22 protein-coding genes and 1 pseudogene are annotated in these 26,520 nt (G+C 62.8%); 12 read left to right on the top strand and 11 right to left on the bottom strand.

Going from position 1 to position 26,520, the window contains the following annotated elements:
* Positions 1 to 149: 149 nt before the first annotated feature.
* Together P0D80_RS31975 and P0D80_RS31970 are read right to left on the bottom strand one after the other, a co-directional pair.
* A complete protein-coding gene (locus tag P0D80_RS31975) occupies positions 150 to 1,034 on the bottom strand; it encodes an amidohydrolase family protein (protein WP_408289913.1) in 885 nt (294 codons plus the stop codon).
* Positions 1,035 to 1,056: 22 nt separating this feature from the next.
* Positions 1,057 to 2,034 carry a Bug family tripartite tricarboxylate transporter substrate binding protein gene (locus tag P0D80_RS31970; protein WP_408289911.1) on the bottom strand — a complete coding sequence of 326 codons (978 nt, stop codon included), beginning with the start codon at positions 2,032 to 2,034 and terminating at the stop codon, positions 1,057 to 1,059.
* Positions 2,035 to 2,319: 285 nt separating this feature from the next.
* On the opposite strand from P0D80_RS31970, the gene P0D80_RS31965 reads away from it, so the two are divergent.
* Genes P0D80_RS31965 through P0D80_RS31950 form a run of 4 tightly spaced genes read left to right on the top strand, consistent with a single transcriptional unit; the run spans position 2,320 to position 6,242 of the window.
* Positions 2,320 to 3,321, top strand: coding sequence for a Bug family tripartite tricarboxylate transporter substrate binding protein (locus P0D80_RS31965; protein WP_408289909.1), 1,002 nt, complete (start codon positions 2,320 to 2,322; stop codon positions 3,319 to 3,321).
* 28 nt (positions 3,322 to 3,349) lie between these two features.
* Entirely contained in the window at positions 3,350 to 4,147 is a 798-nt protein-coding gene (locus tag P0D80_RS31960) for an amidohydrolase family protein (protein WP_408289907.1), read from the top strand.
* Positions 4,148 to 4,177: 30 nt separating this feature from the next.
* Positions 4,178 to 4,684 (top strand): tripartite tricarboxylate transporter TctB family protein, encoded by a 507-nt coding sequence (locus P0D80_RS31955; protein WP_408289905.1) that lies wholly within the window; start codon positions 4,178 to 4,180, stop codon positions 4,682 to 4,684.
* 4 nt (positions 4,685 to 4,688) lie between these two features.
* Positions 4,689 to 6,242 (top strand): tripartite tricarboxylate transporter permease, encoded by a 1,554-nt coding sequence (locus P0D80_RS31950; protein WP_408289903.1) that lies wholly within the window; start codon positions 4,689 to 4,691, stop codon positions 6,240 to 6,242.
* A 62-nt stretch (positions 6,243 to 6,304) separates the two neighbouring features.
* Here P0D80_RS31950 and P0D80_RS31945 read toward each other — a convergent pair whose 3' ends face one another.
* The 7 genes and pseudogenes from P0D80_RS31945 to P0D80_RS31915 form a co-directional block, all read right to left on the bottom strand.
* Positions 6,305 to 7,249, bottom strand: coding sequence for a LysR family transcriptional regulator (locus P0D80_RS31945; RefSeq protein WP_408289901.1), 945 nt, complete (start codon positions 7,247 to 7,249; stop codon positions 6,305 to 6,307).
* A 138-nt stretch (positions 7,250 to 7,387) separates the two neighbouring features.
* On the bottom strand, positions 7,388 to 7,807 hold the full coding sequence (locus P0D80_RS31940) for a LysR substrate-binding domain-containing protein (RefSeq protein WP_408289899.1): 420 nt from the start codon (positions 7,805 to 7,807) through the stop codon (positions 7,388 to 7,390).
* Between the two features lie 307 nt (positions 7,808 to 8,114).
* Positions 8,115 to 10,197, bottom strand: a pseudogene (locus tag P0D80_RS31935) (Tn3 family transposase); the annotation flags it as partial.
* A gap of 37 nt (positions 10,198 to 10,234) precedes the next feature.
* Positions 10,235 to 11,131, bottom strand: coding sequence for an oxidoreductase (locus P0D80_RS31930; protein WP_408289897.1), 897 nt, complete (start codon positions 11,129 to 11,131; stop codon positions 10,235 to 10,237).
* Between the two features lie 132 nt (positions 11,132 to 11,263).
* The gene (locus P0D80_RS31925) at positions 11,264 to 12,163 is read right to left on the bottom strand and encodes an alpha/beta fold hydrolase (protein WP_408289895.1); all 900 of its coding nucleotides are present in this window, start codon (positions 12,161 to 12,163) and stop codon (positions 11,264 to 11,266) included.
* A 234-nt stretch (positions 12,164 to 12,397) separates the two neighbouring features.
* Positions 12,398 to 13,051, bottom strand: coding sequence for a TetR/AcrR family transcriptional regulator (locus tag P0D80_RS31920; RefSeq protein ID WP_408289892.1), 654 nt, complete (start codon positions 13,049 to 13,051; stop codon positions 12,398 to 12,400).
* Positions 13,052 to 13,054: 3 nt separating this feature from the next.
* Positions 13,055 to 14,092, bottom strand: coding sequence for a CoA transferase (locus tag P0D80_RS31915; protein ID WP_408289952.1), 1,038 nt, complete (start codon positions 14,090 to 14,092; stop codon positions 13,055 to 13,057).
* Between the two features lie 213 nt (positions 14,093 to 14,305).
* On the opposite strand from P0D80_RS31915, the gene P0D80_RS31910 reads away from it, so the two are divergent.
* The 3 genes from P0D80_RS31910 (at position 14,306) to P0D80_RS31900 (ending at position 17,934) form a co-directional block, all read left to right on the top strand.
* Positions 14,306 to 15,442 (top strand): acyl-CoA dehydrogenase family protein, encoded by a 1,137-nt coding sequence (locus tag P0D80_RS31910; RefSeq protein WP_408289950.1) that lies wholly within the window; start codon positions 14,306 to 14,308, stop codon positions 15,440 to 15,442.
* 77 nt (positions 15,443 to 15,519) lie between these two features.
* Positions 15,520 to 17,448, top strand: coding sequence for an AMP-binding protein (locus tag P0D80_RS31905; RefSeq protein WP_408289890.1), 1,929 nt, complete (start codon positions 15,520 to 15,522; stop codon positions 17,446 to 17,448).
* A 36-nt stretch (positions 17,449 to 17,484) separates the two neighbouring features.
* A complete protein-coding gene (locus P0D80_RS31900; protein ID WP_408289888.1) occupies positions 17,485 to 17,934 on the top strand; it encodes a PaaI family thioesterase in 450 nt (149 codons plus the stop codon).
* 29 nt (positions 17,935 to 17,963) lie between these two features.
* Here P0D80_RS31900 and P0D80_RS31895 read toward each other — a convergent pair whose 3' ends face one another.
* Both P0D80_RS31895 and P0D80_RS31890 read right to left on the bottom strand, forming a co-directional pair.
* On the bottom strand, positions 17,964 to 18,839 hold the full coding sequence (locus tag P0D80_RS31895; RefSeq protein ID WP_408289886.1) for an alpha/beta fold hydrolase: 876 nt from the start codon (positions 18,837 to 18,839) through the stop codon (positions 17,964 to 17,966).
* Positions 18,840 to 18,899: 60 nt separating this feature from the next.
* Positions 18,900 to 19,724, bottom strand: coding sequence for an enoyl-CoA hydratase/isomerase family protein (locus P0D80_RS31890; RefSeq protein WP_408289884.1), 825 nt, complete (start codon positions 19,722 to 19,724; stop codon positions 18,900 to 18,902).
* A 271-nt stretch (positions 19,725 to 19,995) separates the two neighbouring features.
* Here P0D80_RS31890 and P0D80_RS31885 point away from each other — a divergent pair, with 271 nt between their 5' ends.
* Genes P0D80_RS31885 through P0D80_RS31865 form a run of 5 tightly spaced genes read left to right on the top strand, consistent with a single transcriptional unit; the run spans position 19,996 to position 26,518 of the window.
* On the top strand, positions 19,996 to 21,111 hold the full coding sequence (locus P0D80_RS31885; RefSeq protein ID WP_408289882.1) for a thiolase family protein: 1,116 nt from the start codon (positions 19,996 to 19,998) through the stop codon (positions 21,109 to 21,111).
* Positions 21,108 to 22,331 carry a thiolase family protein gene (locus P0D80_RS31880; protein ID WP_408289880.1) on the top strand — a complete coding sequence of 408 codons (1,224 nt, stop codon included), beginning with the start codon at positions 21,108 to 21,110 and terminating at the stop codon, positions 22,329 to 22,331. Before P0D80_RS31885 ends, P0D80_RS31880 begins: the two co-directional genes overlap by 4 nt.
* Before the next feature lie 39 nt (positions 22,332 to 22,370).
* Entirely contained in the window at positions 22,371 to 22,847 is a 477-nt protein-coding gene (locus tag P0D80_RS31875; protein ID WP_408289878.1) for a Zn-ribbon domain-containing OB-fold protein, read from the top strand.
* Complete coding sequence (locus P0D80_RS31870; RefSeq protein ID WP_408289875.1) at positions 22,844 to 24,442, top strand: acyl-CoA carboxylase subunit beta; 1,599 nt, start codon at positions 22,844 to 22,846, stop codon at positions 24,440 to 24,442. The genes P0D80_RS31875 and P0D80_RS31870 overlap by 4 nt, the downstream gene beginning before the upstream one ends.
* Positions 24,443 to 24,451: 9 nt before the next feature.
* Positions 24,452 to 26,518, top strand: coding sequence for an acetyl/propionyl/methylcrotonyl-CoA carboxylase subunit alpha (locus P0D80_RS31865; protein ID WP_408289873.1), 2,067 nt, complete (start codon positions 24,452 to 24,454; stop codon positions 26,516 to 26,518).
* Positions 26,519 to 26,520 lie beyond the last annotated feature (2 nt).

Raw genomic sequence — 26,520 nt, 5'->3', positions numbered from 1 at the left:
CCAGTCTGATTGTTGTTGCGCTGCGTTTTTCAATAGGTTGGGATCGCGGGATAAGAAAATCGCTGCGACGAGAAGTGCAATGCGAGAAGCGGGGAAATACAGGAAGCCGCTCTGCGGCTGTCGTCACGAGCGTCGCACCGGGTCCGGCGCTAGCGCCCGGCACTGCCAAACTGCCCATACACCTCGCGCGGATTCGTCACCAGAATCTGCTTGAGCGTGTCGGCGTCGTCGATCCATTCGCTTAGCAGATCGACAAGGTCACCGTCGTTGGGCATGCCGCGGCCGTTCATGTTGACGTGCGGCCAGTCGCTGCCCCATAGCAGGCGGTGCGGTGCATGCGCAACCAGAGCGCGGGCGAGCGGCGTGACCGGTGCGTACGGATAGTCGCCGGGTGTGCAGCGCATTGGACCGGACAGCTTGACCCAGATGCGGCCGGTGTCGAGCATCTTCAGCAGTGCCTTGAACGCGGGCTGATCGACGCCGCGGTCAGCCGGAAGGCAGGCGAAGTGATCGAGCACGACGGGCACTGGCAGATCGAGCAGCGCCTGCGATTTCTCCAGCAGATCGTCTGGGCCCGGATAGAACTGCACATGCCAGCCGAACTCCGCAATCAATGCAGCGATGCGCGGCGACAGCCGCGGCAGGGCGCCTTTGTGGCTGGTTCCGACGAAACGGGCACCCCGCACGCCCAGCCGATCGAGCCGTTCGACATGCGCAGCGTCGGCGTCGTCCGGCAGCAGCGCGACGCCGCGAAAGCGCTCACCGAAACGTTCCAGCACGTGTTCGAGGTGCTGGCTGTTCTGGCCGTAGCCACCGCCGCTCACGACCACCGCGCCGGCGAGGCCGAGGACGTCCTGCTGGGCGATCTGCGTTTGCGGCAGCGCGTCGGCGGCGATGTACTTGCTATCCGGATGAAACGGATAGTGCGCCGCGGGGCCGAACAGATGAATGTGCGTATCGATCGAGCCGACCGGCAGCCGCAGCCTTGGTGTCTTCGGATGCGGGTCGGGCGGTTGGGTCAGTGATGGAGGCATGCTCGCGGTTCTCCTGGTGGACTCAGTTGGCGGTGATATTGGCGCGCTGGACGACCGCGTTCCATTGCTTGAGCTCGAACGAGATCTGGCTCTGGAATGCGGCAGGCGTGCTGCCGACCGGCTCGACGCCGTACACGGAAAATTGCTTGAGCAGCGCCGAACGCTTCAACGACTGCACGATGGCCTGATTGACCGTGTCGACGACCGACGCAGGCGTGCCCTTCGGCGCGAGGATGCCCATCCAGAGCGTGCCTTCGTAGCCGGCCACGCCACATTCGGCCAGCGTCGGAACATCCGGCAGCAACGGCGAGCGTTTGGCGCTCGCGAGCGCGAGCGGCTTCAGGCGGCCCGCGTTGATCTGCGGCAGCGACGTGACGATGGTGTCCATCTTGATCGCCACCTGGCCGCCTAGCAGATCGTTCATCGCGGGAGCCGCGCCCTTATAGGGAATGTGCGTGACCTTGATACCGAGTTTTTGCAGCAGCAACTCCATCGTCACGTGAGGCAACGTGCCAATACCGGCCGAGCCGTAGTTGAGCTGACCCGGATGTGTCTTCGCATACGCGACAAAACCCTTGAAGTCCGAATACGGCTGCTTCGAGTTCGCAATCAGCAGTTCGGGAATTTGCGCGGCCAGCGAGATCGGCGCGAAGTCGCGTTCGGTATCGAACGGGAGGTTGTGGAGGATCGCGGGGTTGATCGTATGATTGGGTGTTGCGAACAGCAGCGTCAGGCCATCGGGCTTCGAGCGCGCCACGCGTTGCGTGGCAATAGTGCCGCCCGCGCCCGGCGCGTTCTCGACGACCACGGAGGTTTTCAGTTCGGCGCCCATTTGCACGGCGAGCAGGCGGGCGACGGAATCGACCGTGCCGCCCGCCGAAAATGGCACGATGAGTGTGATGGGGCGGTCGGGATACGCGCTATGCGCGGGGGGCGCGACGCAGCCGGCCAAGGCTGTCAGTGCAATGCACACACGCCGCAGATGAGGGATGATCTTCATGACCGTCTCCGTTGGGGATTCTGTGGATCCCGATTCATTAGTAGAGCGAGACGATAATGCGTGGGGGCCTGCTGGACAAATGATTGATTTTCACCGTCCCATGAATTGCTTGAGGTCAGGTGGCAGCGCGTCGGGATGGTGAAAAAAACGAATCTGCACAGCAAAACAATTCATTTGATACGGTAGAGGCCCCTTATTTAGACTAGCTGCGGACCGACCGTTCGTGCAGGTCCGTGCGGCACACCTGCCGGGCGCACAGAAGCGGCCAACCATGGAGACAGAAAGATGATTTTTCAATACGCCGGATCGCCGCTGCGCATTGCACGCAGCCTGCTGGCTTCGTTCGTTCTTGCCACCGGCGCTGCCGGCCTGTGCGCTTCTTCGGCGGCCGCGCAGTCGAAATATCCGTCGCAGCCGATTCGCGTGGTGGTGCCGTTCGGGGTCGGCGGGCTCGCCGACATCACGATGCGCATCGTCGCGAAAGAACTGAGTCTGCGTTTCGGCGACAACATCATCATCGACAACCGGCCCGGTGCGGGCGGCATTGCAGCGGCCAACGCGGTGCTCAGCGCGGCGCACGACGGCTACACGGTCGCGCTTTTCGCCAACGGCACCGCGATGGCCGGCTCGCTGATCAAGCTGCCGTTCGATCCGGAGAAAGATTTCAAACCGATTTCACGCATCGCGTACTTCGACCTGTTGGTGCTGGCGAAAGGCGGCGGTAAGCTGAATACGCTTCACGACGTGCTCGCGGCAGCCGCCAAACGGCAGATCACGATGGGCGCGATCAACCCCGGCAGCACCCAGAATCTTTCCACTGAACTCTTCAAATCCACCGCGAAGCTTAATGCGGTGGTGGTGCCCTATCGCAACACCGGCGACGTGATCTCGGGACTGGTGCGTGGCGATATCGACGTCGGTTTCGAATCGTATGCGGCGGTGAAGGGCTCGATCGCGGCCGGACAGATCCGCGCGCTCGCCACCACCGGTTCGAAGCGCACCGCGTGGCTGCCGGATGTGCCGACGGCAGCCGAAGCCGGCGTGCCGAACTACGAAGTCACCGGCTGGAATGCACTTTACGTCGCAAGCGGTACGCCGCAGGTGGCGATCGACACACTGAACCGCCAACTCGGCGAAGTGTTGTCATCGCCGGCGCTGCGTACGCAACTGCGCGCGCTCGGCACCGAGCCGATGGGCAGCACCCCCGCTGAAATGGAAAAGATTTTTCACGACGATGCAGTGAAGTGGCACGCGGTCATCGAGCGTGCCGGCATCAAACCTCAATGAACAAGGGATCAATGTGCAAGCAAATCTGGTGGAAAACGACCTGCTGATCATCGACACGCACGTGCATGTCTTCGAACGGAACATGCCGCTCGTCAGCAACCCGCGTCACACGCCGACTTACGATTTCTCGACTGAGCAGTTGCTGGCGGTGATGGACAGCAATGGCGTAAAACAGGCGGTGATCGCCGCAGCGAGCCCGTGGGGTGACTATAACGACTACGTGATCGCCGCCTTGCGCCGTCATTCGAGGCTGCGCGGCACCGTGATTCTCGAGCCCGGCGTCGAACGCGTGGTGCTCGACGAAATGGACCGCGCCGGCGTGGTGGGCGTGCGGCTGCCGTTTATCAGCATGAGCACGCTGCCCGATCTGACCACGTGGGAATACCGCAAGCTGCTTCGCCGCCTCGTCGACCTCGACTGGCACGTGCATCTGCATCTCGACGGTCCGCGGTTGCCGCAGGTGCTGCCGCTACTCGAACAGTCGGGCGTGAAGATCGTGATCGATCATATCGGACGGCCTGATCCGCAGACGGGCATCGAGAGCGAAGGCTTCAGGGCGATGGTGCGCTCGGTCGAAAAGGGGCGCACGTGGGTCAAGCTGTCGGGGGCCTACCGGCTCGGCGCCAATGCGCGCGAGTGCGCGCAGGAACTCTACCGCCGGGTGGGCGACGACAAGCTGGTGTGGGCGAGCGATTGCCCGTTCGTCGGCGCGGAAGGTCAGTTCGAATACGCCAAGACCATCGAGTGGCTGCGCGGCACGATCACCGATCCGGTGTCGCAGCGCAAGATTTTTGGCGAAAATGCGCAGGCATTCTACTTTTCGTGAACGCAGTGAGTGACAGTTACGGAGATTCGCATGCATGACCTGATCGAGCGTGTCGGCAAGGACCGGCTTGGTGGCGCGTTGATGATCCTGACCGGCGCGGGCGCCGCGCAACAGGGCATCACCTATTCCATGGGCACGCTCGCCGCGCCCGGTCCGGGTTTGTTTCCCGGCGCGCTCGGCGTGCTGCTGATGCTGGTCGGTCTGTCCATCGCGGTCACCGGCAGACGCACTCCCGCTGCGGTGAGCGCGGCTGCGGGCGCGCTCACCGCAGCTGACGCCGCCTCGCTCGAGCCTGCGCTGCAGCCTGAATGGCGCGGCTGGTTCTGCATCGTACTGAGCATCATCGCCTTCATCGTGCTGGGCAGCCACGGCGGGCTCGTGCCGGCGAGTTTCGCGGTCGCATTCATCGCGGCGCTCGGCGACCGCGACAACACGCTGCTCAGCGCGTGCGTGCTCGGCGTGGCGATGGCGGTGGTGTCGGTGGTGGTGTTCTGGTGGCTGCTGCAATTGCAGTTACCGTTGTTTCAGTGGAGTTGATTCAATGATTGCGCAATCGATTCTGGATTTGTTGCAAGGCTTTGGCGTTGCGCTACAGCCTCACAATCTGATGTGGTCGTTCGTCGGTGTGCTGATCGGCAATCTGATCGGCGTATTGCCGGGCATGGGCGCACTATCGGCAATTTCGATGTTGTTGCCGCTCACGTACACAATGCATGCGGTACCGGCGATTCTGATGCTCGCCGGCATCTTCTACGGTTCGCAATATGGTGGCGCGATCGGCGCGATTCTGCTGAATCTGCCCTGCCATCCGCCTCACGCGGTGACCTGTCTCGATGGTTATCCAATGACGCGCCAAGGCAAGGGCGGCACCGCGCTGGGCATTACCATGATTGCGTCGTTTTTCGCGGCCTCGGTCGGGATCATCGTGATGATTTTCGCTTCGCCGGTGCTGGTGAAGATCGCCTTCAAGTTCGGGCCGCCCGAGATATTCGCGATCATGCTGCTCGGTTTGCTGGCGGGCGGCACGATGTCGCGTGGCTCACCGCTCAAGGGCATCGCGATGACGATTTTCGGGTTGCTGGTCGGCAGTGTCGGCACCGACGTGAACAGCGGGTTGATGCGTTTCACGTTCGGCATGCCGGATCTGTCGGACGGCATTGAACTGGTCGCGCTTGCGCTCGGGTTCTATGGCGTCACCGAATTTCTGCGCAATGTGAACCGGATGCATTCAGTGGGCGGTAGCACCACGCTGCGCATGCGCGACATGCGTCCCAGCAAGGCGGAACTAAAACAGGCGTTCTGGCCGATGGTGCGCGGCACCGCGGTCGGCACGCTGTTCGGCGCAATGCCGGGCACCGGGCCGACCATCACCACGTTTATCGCCTACGCGCTTGAACGGCGTCTGTCGAAGCATCCGGAACGCTTCGGCCAAGGCGCGCTGGAAGGGGTCGCGAGCCCTGAAGCCGCGTCGCACTCGAAGACCCAGGTCGACTTCATTCCGACCATGAGTCTGGGCATTCCGGGTGACGCGGTGATGGCGCTAATTCTCGGCGCACTGCTGATTCACGGCATCCAGCCGGGTCCGCAACTGATTACCGAGCACGAAGACCTGTTTTGGGGGTTGATTGCGAGTTTCTGGATCGGCAATGTGCTGCTGGTGTTGCTGAACGTGCCGATGATCGGCGTATGGGTGAAACTGTTGCGCGTGCCGTATCGTTTTCTGTTTCCGTCCGCGCTGTTTTTTATCTGCGTTGGCGTGTACAGCACGAACAACAGCCTGTTCCAGGTCGGTGAGGTGGTGGTGTTCGGTCTGATCGGCGCGTTGCTAGTCGCGCTTGAATTTCCGGTGTCGCCGATTTTGCTCGGCTACGTGCTGGGGCCGATGGTCGAGGAGAACTTCCGGCGCGCGATGCTGCTCTCGCGGGGCAGCCTGACGATCTTTGCCGATCGTCCGATTGCACTCGGTTTTCTGGTCGTCGGCGCGTTGTTGATCGTGGGCCAGCTGTTCTTCGCGTCGCGCAACTGGATGCGCCGGCGCGAAGTGCTGCGCAACAGGGTCTCGCTGACGGAGACTGCCTCGGTGGCCGATGACTGAGCGGGCGGAATTGCGTGACTGTCGGCGGGGCCGCACCTCCTGCACACGGACAGCGCGAGCGGTTATGAGTGCGCCTTGTCAGCCTTGGCCAGTGGCGGCAGCGACGCGTTGAATGCCGCTAGACGGTTGTCGATGTTCTCAATGATCGTATCGCGCAGCGCGGTCGCAGCGGGCACCAGCAAGGTTTCCGGCCGCATCACGGTAGCGAGGCAGCGCGTGATTTGCGGCTCGATGAGCGGCAGCGCCACCACGCCGGGATAGCTGGTGGCCGCGAGACACGGCACTACCGTCAGCCCGAGTCCGGCGCGCACAAAGTCGATAGCGGCGCCGGTGTGCTGCGTCTCATATCCCCAGCGAAATTGCATACGGCGATTGCCGAGTGCGTCGTCGATCGTCGTGCTGTTGCCCGCGTGCAGACTGATGCGGACCAGCGTTTCATCGATCAAATCGTCCCAGCGCACCACATCGCGTTCGAGCAACCGGTGGCCGAGCGGGCAGACAAGCGCGAATGGTTCCTGCGCGAAACGCTCGATGCCGAGATTGAAACGCGTCGGCGAATTGACCGAAATGCCGAACGCCGCCGATTCGGAATTCACCAGTTCCGCGATCTCGGCAATCGAGTTGTCGAACATGCGCACAGCAATGTTGGGATAGACCGTCGCAAAACGTTTAAGCACGTTCGGTATGTGCGATGCGGCCAATGTCGGCAGGCACGCGAACGTCAACCATTGCGGTGCGCTGCTGCGATGCTGCCGCAACGTGTCGTACGAGCCTTCGAGTTCACGGATCGCGCCGCGCACGCGCGGCAATAATGCGCGGCCGGCGTCGGTCAGCGTGAGTTCGCGTGTCGTGCGCGCGAGCAGGCGCACGCCCAGCCCTTCTTCGAGCTTGCGGATGCGGTGGCTGATGGCGGTCTGCGACAGATTGAGCTGCACGGCGGCGGGCTGAAAGCCGCCGTTTTCGACAATGCTCAGAAAGGCCTGCATGCCCAGGAAGTCGATTTGCATCCGCGGATGTTAGCGGCAAGCTTTCGATCTTGCAATTGTGACTTGCCCCGGGGACCGCTGGAGAAAATACGGAGCAGACCGTGGCTCGATCCGACTGACGCGGCGACCCGGTGGTTAAAGTGCGAAGTCAACCCAGGATCAGGTAGCGGTGCCGTAGAGCGGCAATATTTTCGACTCGAGCATTGCGATCGACTGGATGGCAAGTTGTGACAACGTGTGCTTGCTACTGGTTGCGATCGCAAGGCGGCTAAAGAGCGTCGGCTCGGCAATGCGGATCACCTGGAAGCGCCGCTTGAGAACGTCGCTGGTAGTCGCATTGAGGGATAGCACTGCGTAGCCGATACCCTCCCTGACCAGATCGAGAATCGAGGTCACCGCATCCACCTCCAGTTCGATCCGCCATCTTACGCCCTGCTCTGCGGCAGCCGCCTCGACCATCGGTCTGATCGCGTGCATCCGGCCTGGGATGACCAGCGGTGCATATTGGATCGGTTCGCTGTTTGCCCCAAACCGGACCGCAAGCCATCGACAACGGCGGGTTAATTCCATGACCGACATGATTTCGCGGATCGTCCTGGTCCAGATTGGGGAGCAGCTCTGTTCCCTGACGCTGATACAAGCCAGCGGGAACCACTGCTAGGCCTACCCTTGATTTCAATGCAATTTGCGACGGTAGGTTGGTCTTGGCTTGATGCGGGTTTGCGAGCCGGCCCTGTTAAAATACCTCACCAAATCAGGCACTTCCTGTCTGCTCGTTTTCGCTTTTTGATCTCCCGGCCGGAGTGGTCGCGCGGCGGAGTGCCGATTGCCCTGCGCGCATCGGGCGGAATTCGACTAGCGGCGCGCCGACGGAGATCACTGCGGATCAAGCTAGCCGTCGCTGCTTCGCATTCAGGTCGGCGACGCTCGGCAGCAAATGATGCGCATAGCGTGCGATCGGGAAATCGAACGTTCCGCGCAGGTTGATGCCTTCGAGATGCGTCGGCGCGATGCGCCGCAAATCCGCCGCCTGAACGGCCTCTCCACTCATCGCCTCTATCTGGTCGACCGCACGCTGCATGTGGATCGTGTTCCACGCCATCACGGCATTGGTGAGCAGCGCCAGCGCCGAGGACTCCGCCGAGAGCGAGTCATGGTGCCTGGCCAGTTCCAGCGGAATCTTGCCGATGTGGATCGCCCGCTGAACTGTATGTACCGCTTCCCCGCGATTGAGCACATGCTGCAATTCGGCGCGAAACGCCGGATTGGTGAGGTAGTCGATCAGGTAAATCGTCCGGAACAGCCGCCCGATATGGACACCACCATCGTATACCGGCTGTCCGCGTGCGGCTGAACCGAAGCGCGCGAGCGCCTGCACTGCCGTGCATTGGCCGGTCTGCGCCGAGGCGGCAACGCGAACGAACTCGTCCCAGATGCTCGCGATCAGATCCATCCGGACGTCGCGATCGGTGACGGCAATCAGTTCCACAGGGACGGTATGATGCTGCGGGACGTGCAAGCGCCGGTCACGGAGATGCGAGAGTCGCGGGCACAGGTCAAAGCCTAGAGCCCGTGCGAGCCCCATCGCATAGTCCGTATATCCATGGGTATCGACTGCAAGCTGGGCAACGTCGTCGGCACCGCTTTGGCGAATCACGCCCTCAATCGCTGCCCCGGCCTGCCGCTCATTGAGGACAATGGGTTGATCGTAGAAAATACCCCAGCGATCGCGCACATGCGTGTACATGCCGATCGACGCAGTGCGCCGGCGCGGGTCGGTCCGGGCTTGCCAGACAGTGCGGGCCGTCTCCAGCGACATCATATCCGACGATGCCAGGTCGGCGCGCCCCCAATGTGCCGCGATCTGATGCCGGTGCATGAATTCCAACACTACATCGGCAGCCTGCCGCAATTTCCGTTCATCGGCGATGCGGTTCATCATCTGCCGGATCGCCGCGGGCGCCAGTTCCGGCACCATGCGTGCGATGTCGGCCGCCGTCAGCGATGTACCGTGTGCCAGGACTGCCGCATAGACCATCAGCAATTCGGCGCGAGCCAGGTTCGCGTCCGAGCAGGAGCCAGCTGAAACGCGTCGTGCTGTCGACTTCGAGAATGATTTCGGGCAGTTGCCCATCCGGGCGGACGGAGAAGATTCCGCGCCGCAGGGCCTCGACCGCGGGATGCGGAGTTTGAGCCGACAGTGGATCAAGATGCACCGCGCTGTCGATACGTAGGTCGCCGCGGTTGGTTGCGTCGCGAAGCACGATCAAGCCCTGGTCGAGGTGCTCGATGAGCGGTTCAAGGAATTCCTTCGGGTCTTGCGGCAGCTTCAGATGTCCATAAAAATGGTTGCGTTTCGCTTTCCACTCGTCTGGGGGAATCAGGAGCATCGCCTGACTGCGGAACGCGAAGCTGTGTTCGATGAAAACGGAGCCATTGCGCAAAGCGACGCGCAACGCAAAGAGCGTCGCCCACTCGAAAGCCAACATCGCTTTGTACCGGTCATAGCCGTCGATCGCGTCTCGCCAGACGCGCCCGAGTCGGATTGTGACGCGGTCCGGCAATGTGTAGGCCCTACGGCCATAGAGTCCGCGCAACACGTCAAGCGCGTTGATGACGGGATGTTCCGTCTGCGCTTCGAACGGCAGGCGGACAAGCCTGGCGAGCATCGCGCGCGCTTGCCCCCGTTTTGCGAGCAGGCGCGCGCGGACCAGACTGCGCCGGCTCGGCGTACGCTGGTCAAGCGCCTGATCGGCCAACTCGCATAGCCTCTTGCTGAGTTCTTCACGCGCCAACGTTTCATCAAGCGCGACCGTTTTCACAGTTGATGCGAATTCGCGCAGACGCGCGCCCGGATCTGGCCGAACCGATTCGACCTCACTCGTCGCGTCGTTGACCATCTTCCGAATCCAGTGGCGCAACATCGACAGCAACTGATCGGTTGCGGAACACAGCGCGTAACGCATGAACCAACGTTACAACGATCACAACCAACGGCAGTACCTCTTAGCCCGGTCCGTCGCTCGCGGCCGCCAGAAGTGGCACGACAAGATCGCTGATTGGTGTGGGAATGCCGTGCAATCGACCGCGCCGCTGCACGACGCCATTCCGGCTGTCCCATTCGAGAGGACGTCCAGCTAGCCGGTCGGCGAGGATGGACGTACCCAGGTCGGGCGGGGAGTCATGAAATCCATCGACGATCTCTTGCGGGACTTCGTCGCCCAATGTCGCACCCTCCGCGCGGGCAACCTCAAGACATTCCCGTAGATAGGCCAGAGACAGCGTGGTGATGTCGGTTCGGGAAAGCATGCCCGCGCGGCGACCTGTCAGAACCATTAAACCCGCGACAGCGTTCTGTAGAAGCTTCCGCCATGCCACGGACGTGAAATCCGCCGCTATGTCGACCGAAACTCGTGTGCCGCGCAGCGCCGCCAGCACGACGGCGATCCCCGGCGTGTCCGGCAGCGTGAGGCGCGGTTTGCCGCGCAGCCAAACCGAGGCGTCCGGATCGCGTTGAGCGGGAAACCAGACCACCGAGGGCAGCACCGGGTTGCCGGACAGATATGGCGCGACGAGCGCTTTCTGGTCGACACCGTTTTGCAGCATGCAAACGACCGTCTTGCGACTGCACAGTGCAGAAAACCACGGGGCCGCCGCTTTCACCTGCGTCGACTTGACTGCAACGAGAACAAGGTCGAAGGTATTTTTGATCTCAGCCGGATCAGTCTGAGCCGGACCCGGTACAACGATACGGCCGCCGTCGAAGCGCAGTTCGAGGCGCTCGTGCGCCGTGCGTCCGCAAACTGTCGGTGTGCGTCCGGCCTCATGGAGCGCTGCCGCCAAGGTCGTGCCGATTGCCCCCGGACCAACGACGGCGACGCTTGGATTTTCAGAGATCGTCATTACCATACTGCCCTGATTTGGGTGGCCCGCCGCCTTGTCGCTTCGCGAACTTCCGTCGCTGCATAACTTCGCACGCACCGCGCCGCTCGCGTGGCCGCCTGTGACATCGAGGGACACGCCGGCGGCATGGATTCAAGCTCGAACGGCCCATGCGTTGATGTCGAGAACTGCGTCGGCAAACGCTTCTGGCGCCTCCTGCGGAAGATTGTGACCTGCATTAGCCACGACCCGGTTCTCGTGACGTCCTGTGAAGCGTTTCGAGTTTGCCTCTCTGCCCCCGCGTGGCGAGACCCCGTCGGCGTCCCCCTCCAGCGTGATCGTGGGCACTGTGATTGACGGCATCGCAGAGAGTTTGAGTTCGACATTCTCGAACCGAGGATCGCCGTCGACCAGTCCGAAACGGTGTCGATAAGAATGGACTACCACATCGACGAAATCGGGATTGTCGAACGCCACGGCCGAACGCGCGTAGACGTCGTCGTCGACATGCCACTTTGGCGACCACAGAGACCATAGAAGACGACAGAACGCGCGCCGGTTCTGGATCACCCCGGCCCGGCCGCGCTCGCCATGAAGGTAGTACTGGTACCACATCCGGTATTCTTTTTCGGGATCGGCGGGCAGCAGGGCGTTGGCTATGTTCTGGATGTTGTACCCGTTGACCGAGACCAGCCCCCGTACTCTTGATGGATAGAGCGCCGACACAATACATGCCGCCCGGCCGCCCCAGTCGTATCCGCCGGGTATGGCCTGGCCTATCTGAAGCGCGTCGAGCAGGGCCAGCAGGTCTGCACCAAGCGCCGCCTGCTGGCCCGACCGAAGTGTGGTGGGCGAAAGGAAGCGCGTCGGCCCGTATCCGCGGAGGTAAGGGGTAATGACCCGGGCGCCCTCGGACGTCAGGCGTGGCGCCACTTCGTCGTATGCGTGGATGTCGTAAGGGAAACCGTGATGCAGGACCACCGGCCATCCGTTGGGATCGCCCTGTTCGGCATAGACGATGTCAAGCAATTCGGTTGCGATATGTTTCAGCATGGAGCAGAAGGGTATCTATTCTGGAGCGATTCAACAAACCAGAAAAATTGCCGGATCGCGTCAGAAAGACTCTCGCAAGATGTGATGGCTTTCGCTGCAATTTTGCACCGGGCAGCCCCCGCGCCACGATGGGATCTGGATTCGCCGTTCCTTTCAAGATTCGCGGGAGACGCCTATCGCTTTCTCACCCAGGTCATTCCCGTTTTGCCTTGATCATGGAGACACGATAACGCGTCACAAGCGCCGCGCCAGTCCATCAAGAAACAACTCGGTCAGTTCGTGAGACAGCTTTTGAATAGATGTGATACGCGGCTGATACCATTCGAGTGTTCCATTCAATGCGGTAATCAGGAACAGGCGCGTCAGCCTCAGATCGCGCTCCGGATTGAATTCACCGCGCGCGGCGCAATGCTGGAGCAGTTTGTGCCAGTACGACTCGTAAGCATCCCGAGCGACGATGTGCTTTTCACGAATCGACGCAGGCACTTGCCCGAAAATGCGGACATTTGCAGACGTATAGTCCTGCAACTTCAGCAGCGCATGCAGGTGAGCGTGAATGGCCGCGTGCAGGATGGTCCGCGTATCGCTAGCGGGGTCGAGCGACATCACCGCCCGTCTTACTTCTTCGGCAACGCGCACCACGCCAATGCGCAACACCTCGGTGACGATTTCCTCCCTGGAGCCGAAGTGGTGATAGATGCTGCCCGTCGTCACACCGCATTCCGCCGCGATGTCGCGCAGCGAGATGCTGGCATAGCCTTCCTCGCGAAACAGGCGAGCGGCCGTATCCAGAATCAGTTGCCGGCCTTCCGATGGAGCGATGTCGTCTGCGCTGACGGACGCTCCCGCTTTAGCTTTCGCGTGAGAAGAGGTCTGCTTTTTGCCCATTTGTCAGCTCCCATGAAATGTAATTGCCGGTCGCGGATCCCCTGCTTCGAACGCCGCCGATGTGTCCGGGTGTGAGCGTGCTTCCATCCAATTCAGCACCGGCGTGGCACAGGCATCAGACCGCGTAAAAATCTCGTCCCACTGGTCACGTGTGCGCTCGGCAATGCGCTTTGCCAGCACCGCTGTCAGCGTCGGCCAGTAGGTGCGATCGTACTGCCGCTGCAGGTCAACATCGACCTCGAGCTTCGTTACCAGTTCGGCGAAGAACACCGGTTCGATCGCACCCATTGCCACCCAACGTCCGTCGAGCGACTGGTAGCAGCGATAGAAGGGCGCGCCGCCATCGAGCAGATTGGCTTCTCTTTCATCGACCCAGAGATCCGAATCGAGCATGCCGTGGAGATGCGCGGTCAGCGACACGCTGGCTTCGAAGATACTGGTCTGGACCACGCATCCTGTTCCGTCGAGTTTTGCGCGCATCAGCGCAGCCACGACACCCAGTGCGAGATGCATGCCGGCTCCGCCGAAGTCGCCCAGCAGATTGAGCGGAGGCGTGGAACGCGCGTCGGTTCCGATCGCGCCGAGAATGCGCGCGAGCGCGAGAAAATTGATGTCGTGTCCGGCGGACGATGAACGAGGGCACGACAGCCCCCATCCCGTACAACGTCCGATCACGAGCGACGGCCGGATGGCGTGCAGCGCGGACGCAGACAGCTCAAGTCTTTCGAGCGTGCCCGGCCTGAAACCTTCAATCAACGCATCGCTTTGCCGAAGCAGTTCGTCAAGCGAATGCCGACCATCCTGCGTCTTGAGATTGATCGATACCCGGCGCTTGTTCACTTCGAGCGGGTCCGATGGCATGGGTATGCCGATATTGCGCTGCCGCGGAGCACAAACAAGCGTGACATCCGCGCCGAGCTGGGAAGCATGCGTCCTGCAAACGGCACGGGCCCGATCGCCGCGAGCTCGACGACACGCACACCGGTCAGAGGGAGAGCATCGGTCATGGTCGTGAACTCCGTTACGGGTCGATCGGATCATCATCCCACATAACGTTCGTTATGTGACACGCAACCGCCCTCTGATGAAGTCGGCATTAATCAGCGGGAATCAGAAGATCCAGGGTTTGTCCGACCTCGACAAGACCGGGTTGCGCACCTTATATAACCATAACGATTGTTATCTTGAAAGCACACCTCACAGGAGGTCCTGGTGCAGTCCTACGAAGCCTCGAACTCGTCTGTCGCCTCATCGATGCCCTATTTCACCGACGAGCATCACATGTTGCGCGAAACGGTGCAGCGCTTCGTCGACAAACGTGTGAAGCCTCAGGCTGATCAATGGGAAAAAGACGGCTTCGTGCCGCGTGACGTGCTGCGCGAGATGGGCTCACTCGGACTCCTGGGTATCCGCTACGACGAGCGGCACGGCGGCAACGCATTCGATACGCTGGCAACGGCGATCCTCGCCGAGGAACTGGGGCGCTCGACGTATGGCGGCTTCGCGGTCACGGTGCTCGTCCATACGGACATGGCGAGCCCGCATCTGTTTCATGCCGGTACTGCAGTGCAGCAGGACCAATACATGCCTGACATCATCGCGGGGCGCCGCATTGCTGCTGTGGCAATGACGGAAGCCGACGCGGGGTCGGACCTCGCGAGCATGCGCACCACGGCGCAACGCGTTGCAGACGGCTGGGTGCTGAACGGCACCAAGATGTTCATCACCAACGGCGTGTATGGCGACATCTTTTTCGTCGCGGCCAAGACCGGCGAGCCGGGACGCAACCGGAATATCTCGATGTTCATCGTCGAGAAGGGCACACCGGGATTTCGTGTTGCGCGCGCGCTAGACAAGCACGGCTGGCTTTCCAGCGATACCGCCGAGCTGGTCTTCGAAGACTGCCACATTCCGGATGCCAATCTGCTCGGCGAAGAGAATCGCGGGTTTTACGCGCTGATGAGGAATCTGCAGAACGAGCGGATCGTGCTCGGTGCTCAGTCGATCGGCGAGGCCGCCAAGGCGATCGAGCTGACGCTCGAATGGGTCACGCAGCGCCGCGCATTCGGCGTCACGCTTTGGGATATGCAAACCATCCGGCATCGACTCGCGATGCGCAGCGCCCAGGTCGAAGCGGCGCGTGCTCTCGTCTACAACACGGCGTGGCGCGATGCGCAGGGACAGCAGGTGGTCAAGGAAGTCTCGATGATCAAGGCGCTCTGCGGAACGCTGGTGAACGAGGTGATGTACGACTGCGTGCAGTTTCACGGTGGCATGGGATTCATGCGGGAAACCGCCGTGGAGCGCATGTCGAGAGATGCCCGCGTACAGGCGATCGGCGGTGGAGCGACCGAAGTGATGCTCGAGGAAATCGCCAAGCGGATGGCTTAGGTTCGACGCGCTTCGCGTAGTCCAACTGGCGCCGGGACTGCGTAACCAATCCAGTCCGTGACGCAACCGGAGATGACATGGCGGATACCCTTCAAGAGCTCACCTCGGGGCGCGTTCTGGAGCTTCGTCCGGAATGGCGAATTGCGAGCCAGGAAAAGTTGTTGGCCGAGGCGCGCGAAATGGAGTCTCAAGGCAGCGACCGGTATTGGGAGTGGGTCGCGCAAAGAATGCGCTGGAGCAAACCGTGGACCGCGTTACGTGACGGCGAATTCGGCTCGTTCCGTTACTACGCGGGCGGTATCCTGAATGTCGCGGATAACTGCGTCGATCGCTACGCAGACGATGCCGCCACGTCGAACAAACACGCGCTAATCTGGGAAGGCGAAGACGGTACGGTCAGACGTCTTACGTTTCTGGATCTCAAGGAGCAGGTATCGCGCTTTGCCAACGCACTGCGCGAACTCGGCGTTGGCCGTGGCGACGTCGTGGCGATTCACCTGCCGAATCTGCCGGAGGCGTTCGTCGCAATTCACGCGTGCAATCGTCTTGGCGCGATCTATACGGTGCTCTTCAGCGGCTTCTCGAAGGCAGCCATCGCGATGAGGTTGCAGGCATCGCGCGCGTCGGTCGTCGTGACCGCCGATGCGTCGCTCAGACGCGGCAAGAAGGTGCCGTTGCTGGAGAACATGCGCAGCGGACGGGCCGCGTCGGAACATGTGCGCCATATCGTAATCGTGAATCGCACGGGAGATCCGCTCACGCTGGAGGAAGGCGAAACCGAATGGCGTGCGCTGCTCGACCGGCAATCGTCCGACTGTCCGTGTGAACCTATGGAAGCGAATGATCCCGCGTTCCTGATCTTCACTTCCGGCACGGAGAGTAAGCCCAAAGGCGTCGTGCATAGCACAGCTGGATTCCTCGCGGGCACGTGGGCCAACGTGCAATGGCAGATCGGCCCGCAACCGGACGACGTGTACTGGTGCGCCGCCGACGTGGGATGGCTGACGTTCCCGATCCAGGCGGTGATCGGCGGACTCGCGCACGGGATGACTCTCCTGTGCTACGAAGGCGCGCTCGACTATCCGGACAAAACGCGGATGCTGGCGATCGCAAAGCGGCACGGCGTCACGAAGATTCTCGTCGCGCCGACCGGCCTGCGCATGCTCCGAGCCGCCGGGGATCAGGTGGTCGCGGAGCATCGCCCGGCGACGCTCAAGCTGGTGACGACTCAAGGCGAGCCGCTCGATCCGGAAACGGGAGAGTGGACCACACGCATGCTCGGTGTACCCGTCATCAACGCATATGGTCAGACCGAAACGGGTTCGACGTGGACGATGCCTGTCTATGGCGTGGATCCGCTCAAGTACGGAAGTTGTGGCGACCCGGTTCCGGGTCACGCGTTTGCCATTCTGGACGACGGGGGTACGCCCGTCGGCCCCGGCGTGCGCGGCAATCTGGTCCTGACGCAGCCGTTCCCGACTCTCGCGAGAACCATCTGGGACGATCCAAAACGCTACGTCCAGTCCTATTTCCAGCGCTTCCCCGGGTACTACGCGACATCCGACGAGGCCGTGCTTGACCGCGACGGTCAGCTGTGGGTGTTGGGCCGGTCCGACGACGTGATCAACGTCGCCGCGCACCGGATCAGCACGATGGAAATCGAAAGCGCGGCCTCGGGCTGCGATGGCGTGGTGGAGGCGGCGGTGGTCGGCGTGCGCGATGCGTTGCGCGGCACCGTGCCTGTCGCGTTCGTCACGCTCAAGCCGGGCACTGATCCCGCGGCAGCCGCAACGGACGTTTCGGCCTACGTCGAGAAAGCAGTGGGGACCTTCGCGCGCCTCGACAACGTTTTCGTGTCGACTGCTTTACCCAAGACGCGCGCCGGCAAGATCATGCGCCGGCTGTTGCGGGAAGCGGCGGAGACGGGCGCGATCACCGGCGACACGAGCGGACTGGAAGACCAGAGCTCGCTCGAAGCGGTGCTCGCCGCGGTTCGCGAGCGATAGCAGGGCCGGACGACGATCACTACACGCGGACCTCGTATGAATACAGCACTTTCTCGGGATTTTGCCGCGCATGTCATCGCGACATATGACAAGCTGAACGCGATGCGCCTGATCAAGGCGACGCTGACCAATGTGAAGGAAGGCGCGGTGGAAGTGCACGTGCCACATTGGGACGGCATAGAGCAGCAGCATGGCTATATACACGGCGGTATTGTCGGCATGATCGCCGATACGGCGGCGGGCTTTGCAGCGATGACGCTGACACCAGCGGACGCGTCGGTGTTGACGGCCGAATACAAGCTCAATTTCGTCGCGCCGTCGAAAGGCCAGCGGCTCGTCGCGCGAGGTGCCGTTATACGCGCGGGTCAGACGCTGATCGTGACGAAGGCGGATGTGTACGGCGTGGAGGCCGGCGTCGAAACGCTGTGTGCAGTCATGCAGCAGACGATCATCGTCAAGCGCGCAACGACTGCGCTGCACGGGTGAGGGCGGTTCCAGGAAACCGCGCGCGCCTCTTACGCTCGGCCCAGTGCGTGATCGAGAAAGCCCCGCATCGCGTCGCCGAACAGATCGTTCCGGTCGCCTGCCACCATGTGCGCCGCGCCTGCCACGTCGATAGTCTGCGCATGCGGGCACAACGCCACGAAGTGCTCGACGCTTTCCGCGCTGAGCACATCCGATGTTGCGCCACGCACCAGCAGCGTCGGCGCAGTCAATGCGCGTACGCATTGCGACAGGCGTGGTTCGAGTGCGAGCGGATCGCGCAGATCGGGACGGAAGCGCGGATCCCAATGCCAGCGGTACCGCCCGTCGGCGTCAATGCGCAGATTCTTCGCAAGTCCATCGAGCGACGACGGGCGCGGCCGATGCGGCTGATACGCCGAAATGGCATCGGCGACTTCGTCAAGCGATTTGAAGCCTTCAGGCCGACCCGTCATGAACCGGTGAATCCGCTCGACGCCATGGGACTCGACACGCGGCGCGACGTCGACGATAACCAGGGCCCGCGCGTCCAGATGCTTTTCACCCGCCGCGATCATGCTGGTGATGCCGCCCAGCGACGCGCCGATCAGCACGGGTCTCGTTCCGCCGACGGCCGAAACGACGCAGAGCAGGTCTTCGACCATCGCGTCTTCGGTGTAGTCGCCGTCCGGCGCCCAGGTGGAGTCACCGTGGCCGCGCGCATCGAACGACACAGCGTGATAGCCGCTGGCGCCGAGTTGCTGGCCGGTGTGCTTCCACGCATGGCGCGTCTGGCCGCCACCGTGCTGCAATACGACGAGTGGGTCGCGCGGATTGCCCCACGTATCTGCGGCGAGCCGCACGCCGCGCGCACCATCCCACACGTGCATGGGAGCCGGTGTGCCAGGCAGGAGTTCACCCGCGCTCATGACCGGCTTTTCCGGCCACTTCGCTGTGCGAAGCATGGGAGATCGCGCGGCATCGTGTCCTCACATCGAGTCGAAGGTGGGCGGCCGCTTCTCGACGAAAGCGTTCATGCCTTCTTTCCACTCGTCGCCGCCGACAAGAATAGAGATCGCCTCAATGCCGAAGCGCCGCGCGCTGCGCAGGTCGGCGTCTTCACTCAGATAGATCGACCGCTTCGATTGAGACAGTGCCTGCGGGCCGAGCTTGCGCAATTCGAGCGCGATGTCGAGCGCCGTGGCGATCAACGCGTCACCGGACACGACCGCGGACACAAGGCCGTAACGCTCCACAGTCTGTGCATCGATGTGTGTTGCGCGCAGGATCCAGTCGAGCGCGCGGCTGCGTCCCACGTGACGGATCAGCTTCTGCACGCCGCCAGCAGCGGCGACCGCTCCGATCTTCGTCTCCGGCAAACCCATCACGGCGTGCGCCGCGATGACACGGAAATCGCACGACAGCGCAAGCTCGCAGCCACCGCCGAGCGCGTATCCGTTGATCGCCGCGATGGTTGGAAAGCGCATTTCTTCGAGCCGGTCGAACAGCACCGCGATTTTCGCCAGGTAGTCGTCGCGCGCGGGCTGCGGGGCGGTGAAGCGCGCTTCGGGCCCGGCGAAGTAGCGCAGATGTGCGCCGCAACAAAACGCACGCTCCTGGCCGGTGACGATCAGTGCGCGCGTTCGCGTGCTTTCGAGCAGATCGAGCGCACGCTCGAATTCGCCGAGGAATTCGAGTGTCAGCGTGTTCATCTGCTGCGGACGGGTCAATGTGATCAAAGCGATCCCACGTTCGATCCATTCCACCTTCAACGCGGCGCCCTCGAACGTCGGGCCTTCGAAATGCTCGCTCATGCTGTCTCCTCAACGATGTCCGGGCGTGAAACGCGCGCGATGAGCAATGCATGACGCGTTTCTCAAGCGTAGGATAACCGCATGCGCCGGTTATCTGTCAAGAAACATAACTGACCATCGGGTTAGTACGTGTCACACGAAGCGTCAGGTGGTTCTTATAAACAGCGCATTTTATGTGCTTTTTCGGAAAACTGACCGTACGGTTAGTTCATTGACCACAAAGGTTACGATCGTTATCATACTTGCTGGAGACGGACAAAACGCGAACCGCATGGTAAAAAAGGTCCCTATGGATGTCTATGTGCTAGGAGTGGCCATCCACCCGGCTGCCACGGCGATCGGCGACGCACGGCTGGAGGAAATGGCATATCGGACGGCACGCGCCGCGCTCGACGACGCCGGTGTGCGTCGCGCCGACATCGATCACCTCACGCTCGCAGCCAGCGACGAGCTCGACGCGCGCGGCATCAGCAGCATGCTGCTCGCCGCGCCGTCAGGCGGCTATCTGAAAGACGAAATGCGCACGACCGACTCCGGTCTCACCGGATTGCATCTTGGCGCGATGCGCGTGGCGTCTGGGCATCTTCATCTCGGGCTCGTTGTCAGCACCAGTCAGAATTCGGTCGTGGATCTCGAAGACATCGCGCGAATGCGCAGCGAACCGTTCTTTCTACGCCCCGTCGGCATGAACTTCGCCATTGCGGACGGCCTGTTCGCAAATGCGGTGCAGCAGCGCTACGGCTTTAGCGAAGAAGCCGTAGCCGCTTGTCTGATCGAACGCAGCAGGGCCGCGCGTGACAATCCGCGTGCCGTTCCACGAGACATGCCGCGAGCGGCCGACATCGCCAGATCGGAGCCCATCGCGTATCCGCTGCGCGCGGCGCATCGTGCGCCCGTCACGGACGGCGCGGTCGCGCTGGTGATCGCCTCCGGGCATTGGGTCCGCGCGCATCCGGACGCGCGGCCGCTCGCACGCCTCGCGGGCATGGCGTGGGGCGTGGATCGGTATCAGCTGGATGCGGATCGCCTCGCCAGTCTCGACGTGTTCAGGCAATACGCGATGGAGACGTTCAAGCGCGCAGACGGGATCGGCATCGACGACATCGACGTGATCGAATTCGATGCGCAGCATGCGTGGGCAGACCTCGCATACCAGATTGCATTGCAACTGCCGTCTAGCACGCGCGTGAGCCCTTCGGGCGGCGCGTGGGCGCAAAACCCATACTTTTCGATGGGCCTGCTCAATGCGGCCGAGGCGGCGCTGCAGGTGAGCGGACGCGCGGGCGGGCATCAGGTCGACGGTGCGAAGCGCGCACTCGCGCACGGCGCGTCGGGCTTCGCGCAACAGACGCACGGCTTCGTGGTAATGGAAGGAGCCGGCCGATGACGCATCCGGGCGCATCTCATAACGTGACAAACGTGGCGATCATCGGCACGGGGCTGACCGAATTCCGCTCGCGCCTCGACGACAAGACCTATCCGGAGCTTGCGCAGGACGCGGTGGCACTCGCCCTCGTCGACGCAAACCTGCAACCCGATGCGATCGACGCCGTGGTGTTCTCCATGGGTCCGACGTCGTTCATGGGCGTGGCCGACGCGGACAAGTGGGCGGTCGATTACACCTGGGCGCGCGGCAAACCGTTCATGCGGCTGGAGACCGGCGGAGCGACAGGCGGCTCCGCGTTGCAGGCCGCCCATGCCCACATCGCATCGGGGCAATACGAGACCGTGCTCGTCGTGGGGGCGGACCGCATCACCGAATCGCCCGATGCGCAGTTTCTGCTGAACCTGATATGGGACTCGTTCTACGAGCAGGACGTCGCGCTCAACACCGTCACGATGACGGCGCTCGCGACGCAGCGCTACATGCATAAGTACGGCACGACCGAAGAACAGTATGCGAACGTCGTCGTGCGCGCGCGTCGCAATGCGTTGAACAATCCGTGTGCGCATCTGAAGGGCGATATCGATATCGCCGCCGTCATGAATTCGCCGCGCATATCGTGGCCGTACAAATTATTCGACATCTGTCCGCGTTCGGCTGGCGCCGCTGCGCTGGTGATGACATCGGAGCGGCTCGCGCGCGAACGGTGCACCCGGCCTGCATTCGTCACCGGCATCGCGGGCGTATCGAATACGGTGTTCATGGGCGACCGTCAGGGCCCGTACGCCGAAACCGATTTCGCCGACTTCGCCGAAATGCGCCCAGCGGCGCGCGAATGCTTTCGGCAGGCCGGCATCACTGATCCGTCCGCGCAGATCCAGACCGTCGAAATCTACGATCCGTTCAGCTCGTTTCACTTTCCGCAGCTCGAAGCGATGGGGTTTTGCGCGCCGGGCACCGCGCAACATCTGTCGGATGAAGGCGCGTTCGACATGGATGGCACGCTCGCCGTGAATCCATCGGGCGGCACGCTCTGCACGAACCCGATCGGCGCGGTCGGACTGGTGCGCGCGGCCGAAGCGGCGCGTCAGGTGATGGGCCGCTCGAACGCGATGCAGGTGCCGAATGTACACAACGCACTGACTACCGCGATTGGCGGGTCCACGCAATTCTTTACGGTCACGATGCTGAGCGACGAACCGCGCCGCTCCGATGCGGGCTAATGACGCCGCGAAGAACGGCACTGACAGGAGGCAGTCGATATGGGCGCTTCAACTGAGACGAACGATCCACACACGTTTCCCGGCGAATGGCAGGTTCGCTATCGCTATCCCGTCGGTGAGGTCGGCGCGCGGTTTTTCGATGCGCTGAAGCAGAAGCGCATTGTCGCCACGTCCTGCAGCGCGTCGGGCATGACGTATCTGCCGCCGCGCGCCTATTGCGAGCGCAGTTTCGAAAAGTGCGATGGCTACGTCGACGCGGGAAGCGAAGGCACGATCGAATCCGCGACGATCGTCAGCGCGGCCTTCGATCATCTGCCAGAGCCGCCGTATGCAATTGCCTACGTGCGGCTGGATGGCGTGAGCACGGCGATGGTCAACTTCGTGCGCGGGCTCGATCTGTCTGATGTGCCCGCCGCCGCGGCGAAACTCGCACCGGGCACGCGCGTGCGCGTGCAATTCATCGATGCGCCGCAAGGCCGCATCACCGATTTCCACTACGTGACGACGACCGAATGAGCACGATTGCAACGCGCGTCGACCGCCAGTCGGCGACCTTCCTGAAGAATCTGGCGCACTACGATGCGTTGCTCGACGAGTTGCGCGCGCGTCACGCGCACGTGCTCGCCGGCGGCGGCGAGAAGCTCGTCGAGCGTCATCATCAACGCGGCAAGATGCTCGCGCGGGAACGCATCGACCTGCTGCTCGATCCACTGTCGCCGTTTCTCGAACTGTCGCCGCTGGCTGCATGGGGCCTGTACGGCAACGCCGTGCCGTCGGCCGGCGTGATCACCGGCGTGGGCCTGATCGCGGGCACGCCGTGCATGCTGATCGCGAACGACGCCACCGTCAAAGGCGGCTCGTTTTTCGCCGAAACGGTGAAGAAGCACGTGCGTGCGCAGGAAATCGCCGAGCAGCATCGGCTGCCGACCCTCTACCTCGTCGACTGCGGCGGCGCATATCTGCCGGAACAGGATCGTGTGTTTCCGGACAAGGATCACTTCGGCAATACGTTCTTCCGGCAGTGCCAGATGTCCGCGCAAGGCATTCCGCAAATCTCGGCGGTGTTCGGTGGCTGTACGGCGGGCGGCGCATACATTCCCGCGCTTTCCGACGAAGTGGTGATGGTGCGCGGCCAGGCGCGCATCCACCTGGGCGGTCCGCAGATCGTCAAGGCAGCGATCAACGAGATCGTCGATGGCGAGACGCTAGGCGGCGCCGAAATGCATACACGCGTGTCCGGCGTGTCGGACTATCTCGCCGAAAACGAAGCGCAGGCGCTGCTGCGCGTGCGCGACATCGTCGCCGGTCTGAACCGGCCGCGTACGCTGTTCGGCGCACTGCACGACGTGAAACCGCCACGCTACGACATCGGCGATTTGCGTGGCATCGTGCCGCCCGGCTTCAAGGAGCCGTACGACGTGCGTGAGGTGATCGCGCGTCTCGTCGACGATTCCGCGTTCCAGGAGTTCAAGCCCGACTTCGGCAGCACGCTGGTTTGCGGCACCGCCTACTGGTGCGGCTACCCGGTCGGCATCATTGCGAACAACGGCGTGCTGTTTTCCGAATCGGCGGCGAAGGGCGCGCATTTCATCGAAATGTGCAACCAGCGCGGCATTCCGCTGCTGTTCCTGCAGAACATCACCGGCTTCATGGTGGGCACCGAAGCGGAACGCGGCGGCATCGCGCGCCACAGTGCGAAACTCGTCTATGCCATGGCGACCGCACGCGTGCCGCGCTTCACGGTGATCATCGGCGGCTCGTTCGGCGCGGGCAACTACGGCATGTGCGGGCGCGGCTTCAACCCACGCTTCCTGTTCGCATGGCCCAATTCAAAGATCGCGACGATGAGCGCGGACGTGGCCTCGACGGTATTGACGGATTTGCGCCGCAGCAGCCTCAAAAGCCCGGCAAGCGAGGACGAAATCGCGGAAATCGATCGCGCGACGCGCGCGCAGTTCGAGGAACAGAGCGATCCCTACTACGCGACCGCGCGCCTGTGGGACGACGGACTGATCGAGCCATCCGAGACGCGCGAAGTCATCGGCCTGTGTCTCGCGCTGGCCGCAGCCGAGGCTCCCGCCACCGGCCCGACGCCGGTTTTCCGAATGTAAGGGCCGTTCATGTTCGAATCGATACTGATTGCCAACCGTGGCGAAATTGCCTGCCGGATCGCGCGCACGTGCCGTCGTCTGGGCATCCGCGTAATTGCCGTTTACTCCGATGCGGACCGCCATGCGCGGCACGTGCGCGAAGCCGACACCGCCGTGCGCATCGGACCGGCGGAGGCGGCGCGCAGCTATCTCGACGCCGACGCGATCATTCGCGCGGCGCTCGAAACGGGCGCGAGCGCGATTCATCCGGGCTATGGTTTTCTGTCCGAGAGCACGCAACTGGTACGCCGTTGCGCGGAACACGGCATCGCGTGGATCGGGCCGAGTGCCGACGTGATCGAGAAAATGGGCTCGAAGATCGAATCGAAGCGCATTGCCGAACAGGCCGACGTACCCTGCGTGCCTGGTTATCACGGCGACCAGCAGACACCCGAGGCCCTGTTCGCCGTGGCGCGCAGGATCGGCGCGCCGATCCTCATCAAGGCGAGCGCGGGCGGCGGCGGCAAGGGCATGCGCCGCGTCGACGATCTCGACGATTTCGCCGCACAACTGGCGCTAGCCAAACAGGAAGCGCTGCGCGCATTCGGCGACGACCGCGTGCTGCTTGAAAAGCTGATCCTGCGGCCACGGCATCTCGAAGTGCAGCTTGCCGGCGACCATCACGGCCATCTCGTACATCTGTTCGAGCGCGAGTGCTCGATCCAGCGCAATTACCAGAAGGTGATCGAAGAAGCGCCCGCGCCGAATTTGCCGGCTCCCGTGCGAGCGGCGCTATTCGACGCGGCGCTCAAGCTAGGCCGCGCAATTGGCTACGACTCGCTCGGCACTGTCGAATTCGTGTTCGGCGACGGCAGCGATACGCCGTACTTCCTGGAGATGAATACGCGCTTGCAGGTCGAACACCCGGTGACCGAAACGGTGACCGGACTGGATCTGGTGGAATGGCAGATTCGCATCGCAGCCGGCGAGAACCTGCCGGTCACCGATCAGGCGGCGATCAGTGTGAGCGGCTGGGCCATCGAGGCGCGCGTCAATTGCGAAGATCCGGCGCATGGGCATCGACCCGAGTTCGGTACCGTGACGCAGTACGCGGAACCGCCGGTCGCGGGCGTGCGCATCGATAGCGGAATCATGAGCGGTTCGGAAGTGACGCCTCATTACGACTCGATGGTGGCGAAAGTGATCGGTTTCGGCGCGACGCGCCCGCAGGCAGCCGAGCGTCTGCGGGCCGGACTCGAAGCATTCGAGGCGGGGGGTATCGGCACGAATCAGAGCCTGCTGTGCGCGATCGCCGATCATCCGCTGTTCCGCTCCGGCCGCCTGACGACAGATTTTCTGAGCGAAGCCTTCGAGGAAGGCTGGAAGGCCGAACCCGACGCGCTCGAACAGGCGATCGCTGCCGCGGCGCTGCATGCGAGCACCGCTCGCGAGCCGGCGCGCGACGACTACTGGCAGCGACAAAGCGGCCATCGTTTCATGTCGGCGACGGGGCGACGCGCGGCCGCGCGCCTGCGAGTGTCCATCGATGGCGACGAGCGCAGCGTCACAATCGAGCGCGACGGCAATGGCTGGCGCGCCACATCCGGCGACGCGCCCGCCTTGCACTTTGACGCACGCATCGAAGCGCGCATCGATGGCGCCACGCGCGTCCATATCGAACCCGCGCACGGCGTGCGACGCACGTTCACGATGTCGCGCGACGGCGAGCACGTGTACGTCAATCATCGCGGCACGCGCTGGCGCATGGCGGTTGTCAGCGAGCTTGCGGCACTCGCGCAGGTCGCCGCACGAGCGGGCGCGCAGGGCAGCGAGGTCCGGTCCGACATGCCGGGCTCGGTCACCGAAATTCACGTGAAGGCGGGCGACGAAGTGAAGGCCGGCGACGTGCTGGTCGTGATGGAAGCGATGAAGCTGATCTTCCCGCTCGCTGCGCCGCGCGACGGCGTCATCGAGTCGCTGCATTGCCAGGTCGGCGAAATCGTGCCGCGCGGGCAGACCCTCGTGCAACTCACGCCGCTGGAACCTGCGGAGGACACGGCAAAGACGCCAGACGCAACCGAATCGATCGACAAATGAAG

It is taken from the genome of Paraburkholderia sp. RL17-373-BIF-A (genome assembly GCF_046030175.1).
Taxonomy (GTDB): Bacteria; Pseudomonadota; Gammaproteobacteria; order Burkholderiales; family Burkholderiaceae; genus Paraburkholderia.
This window is presented reverse-complemented; position numbering and strand designations above follow the sequence as displayed.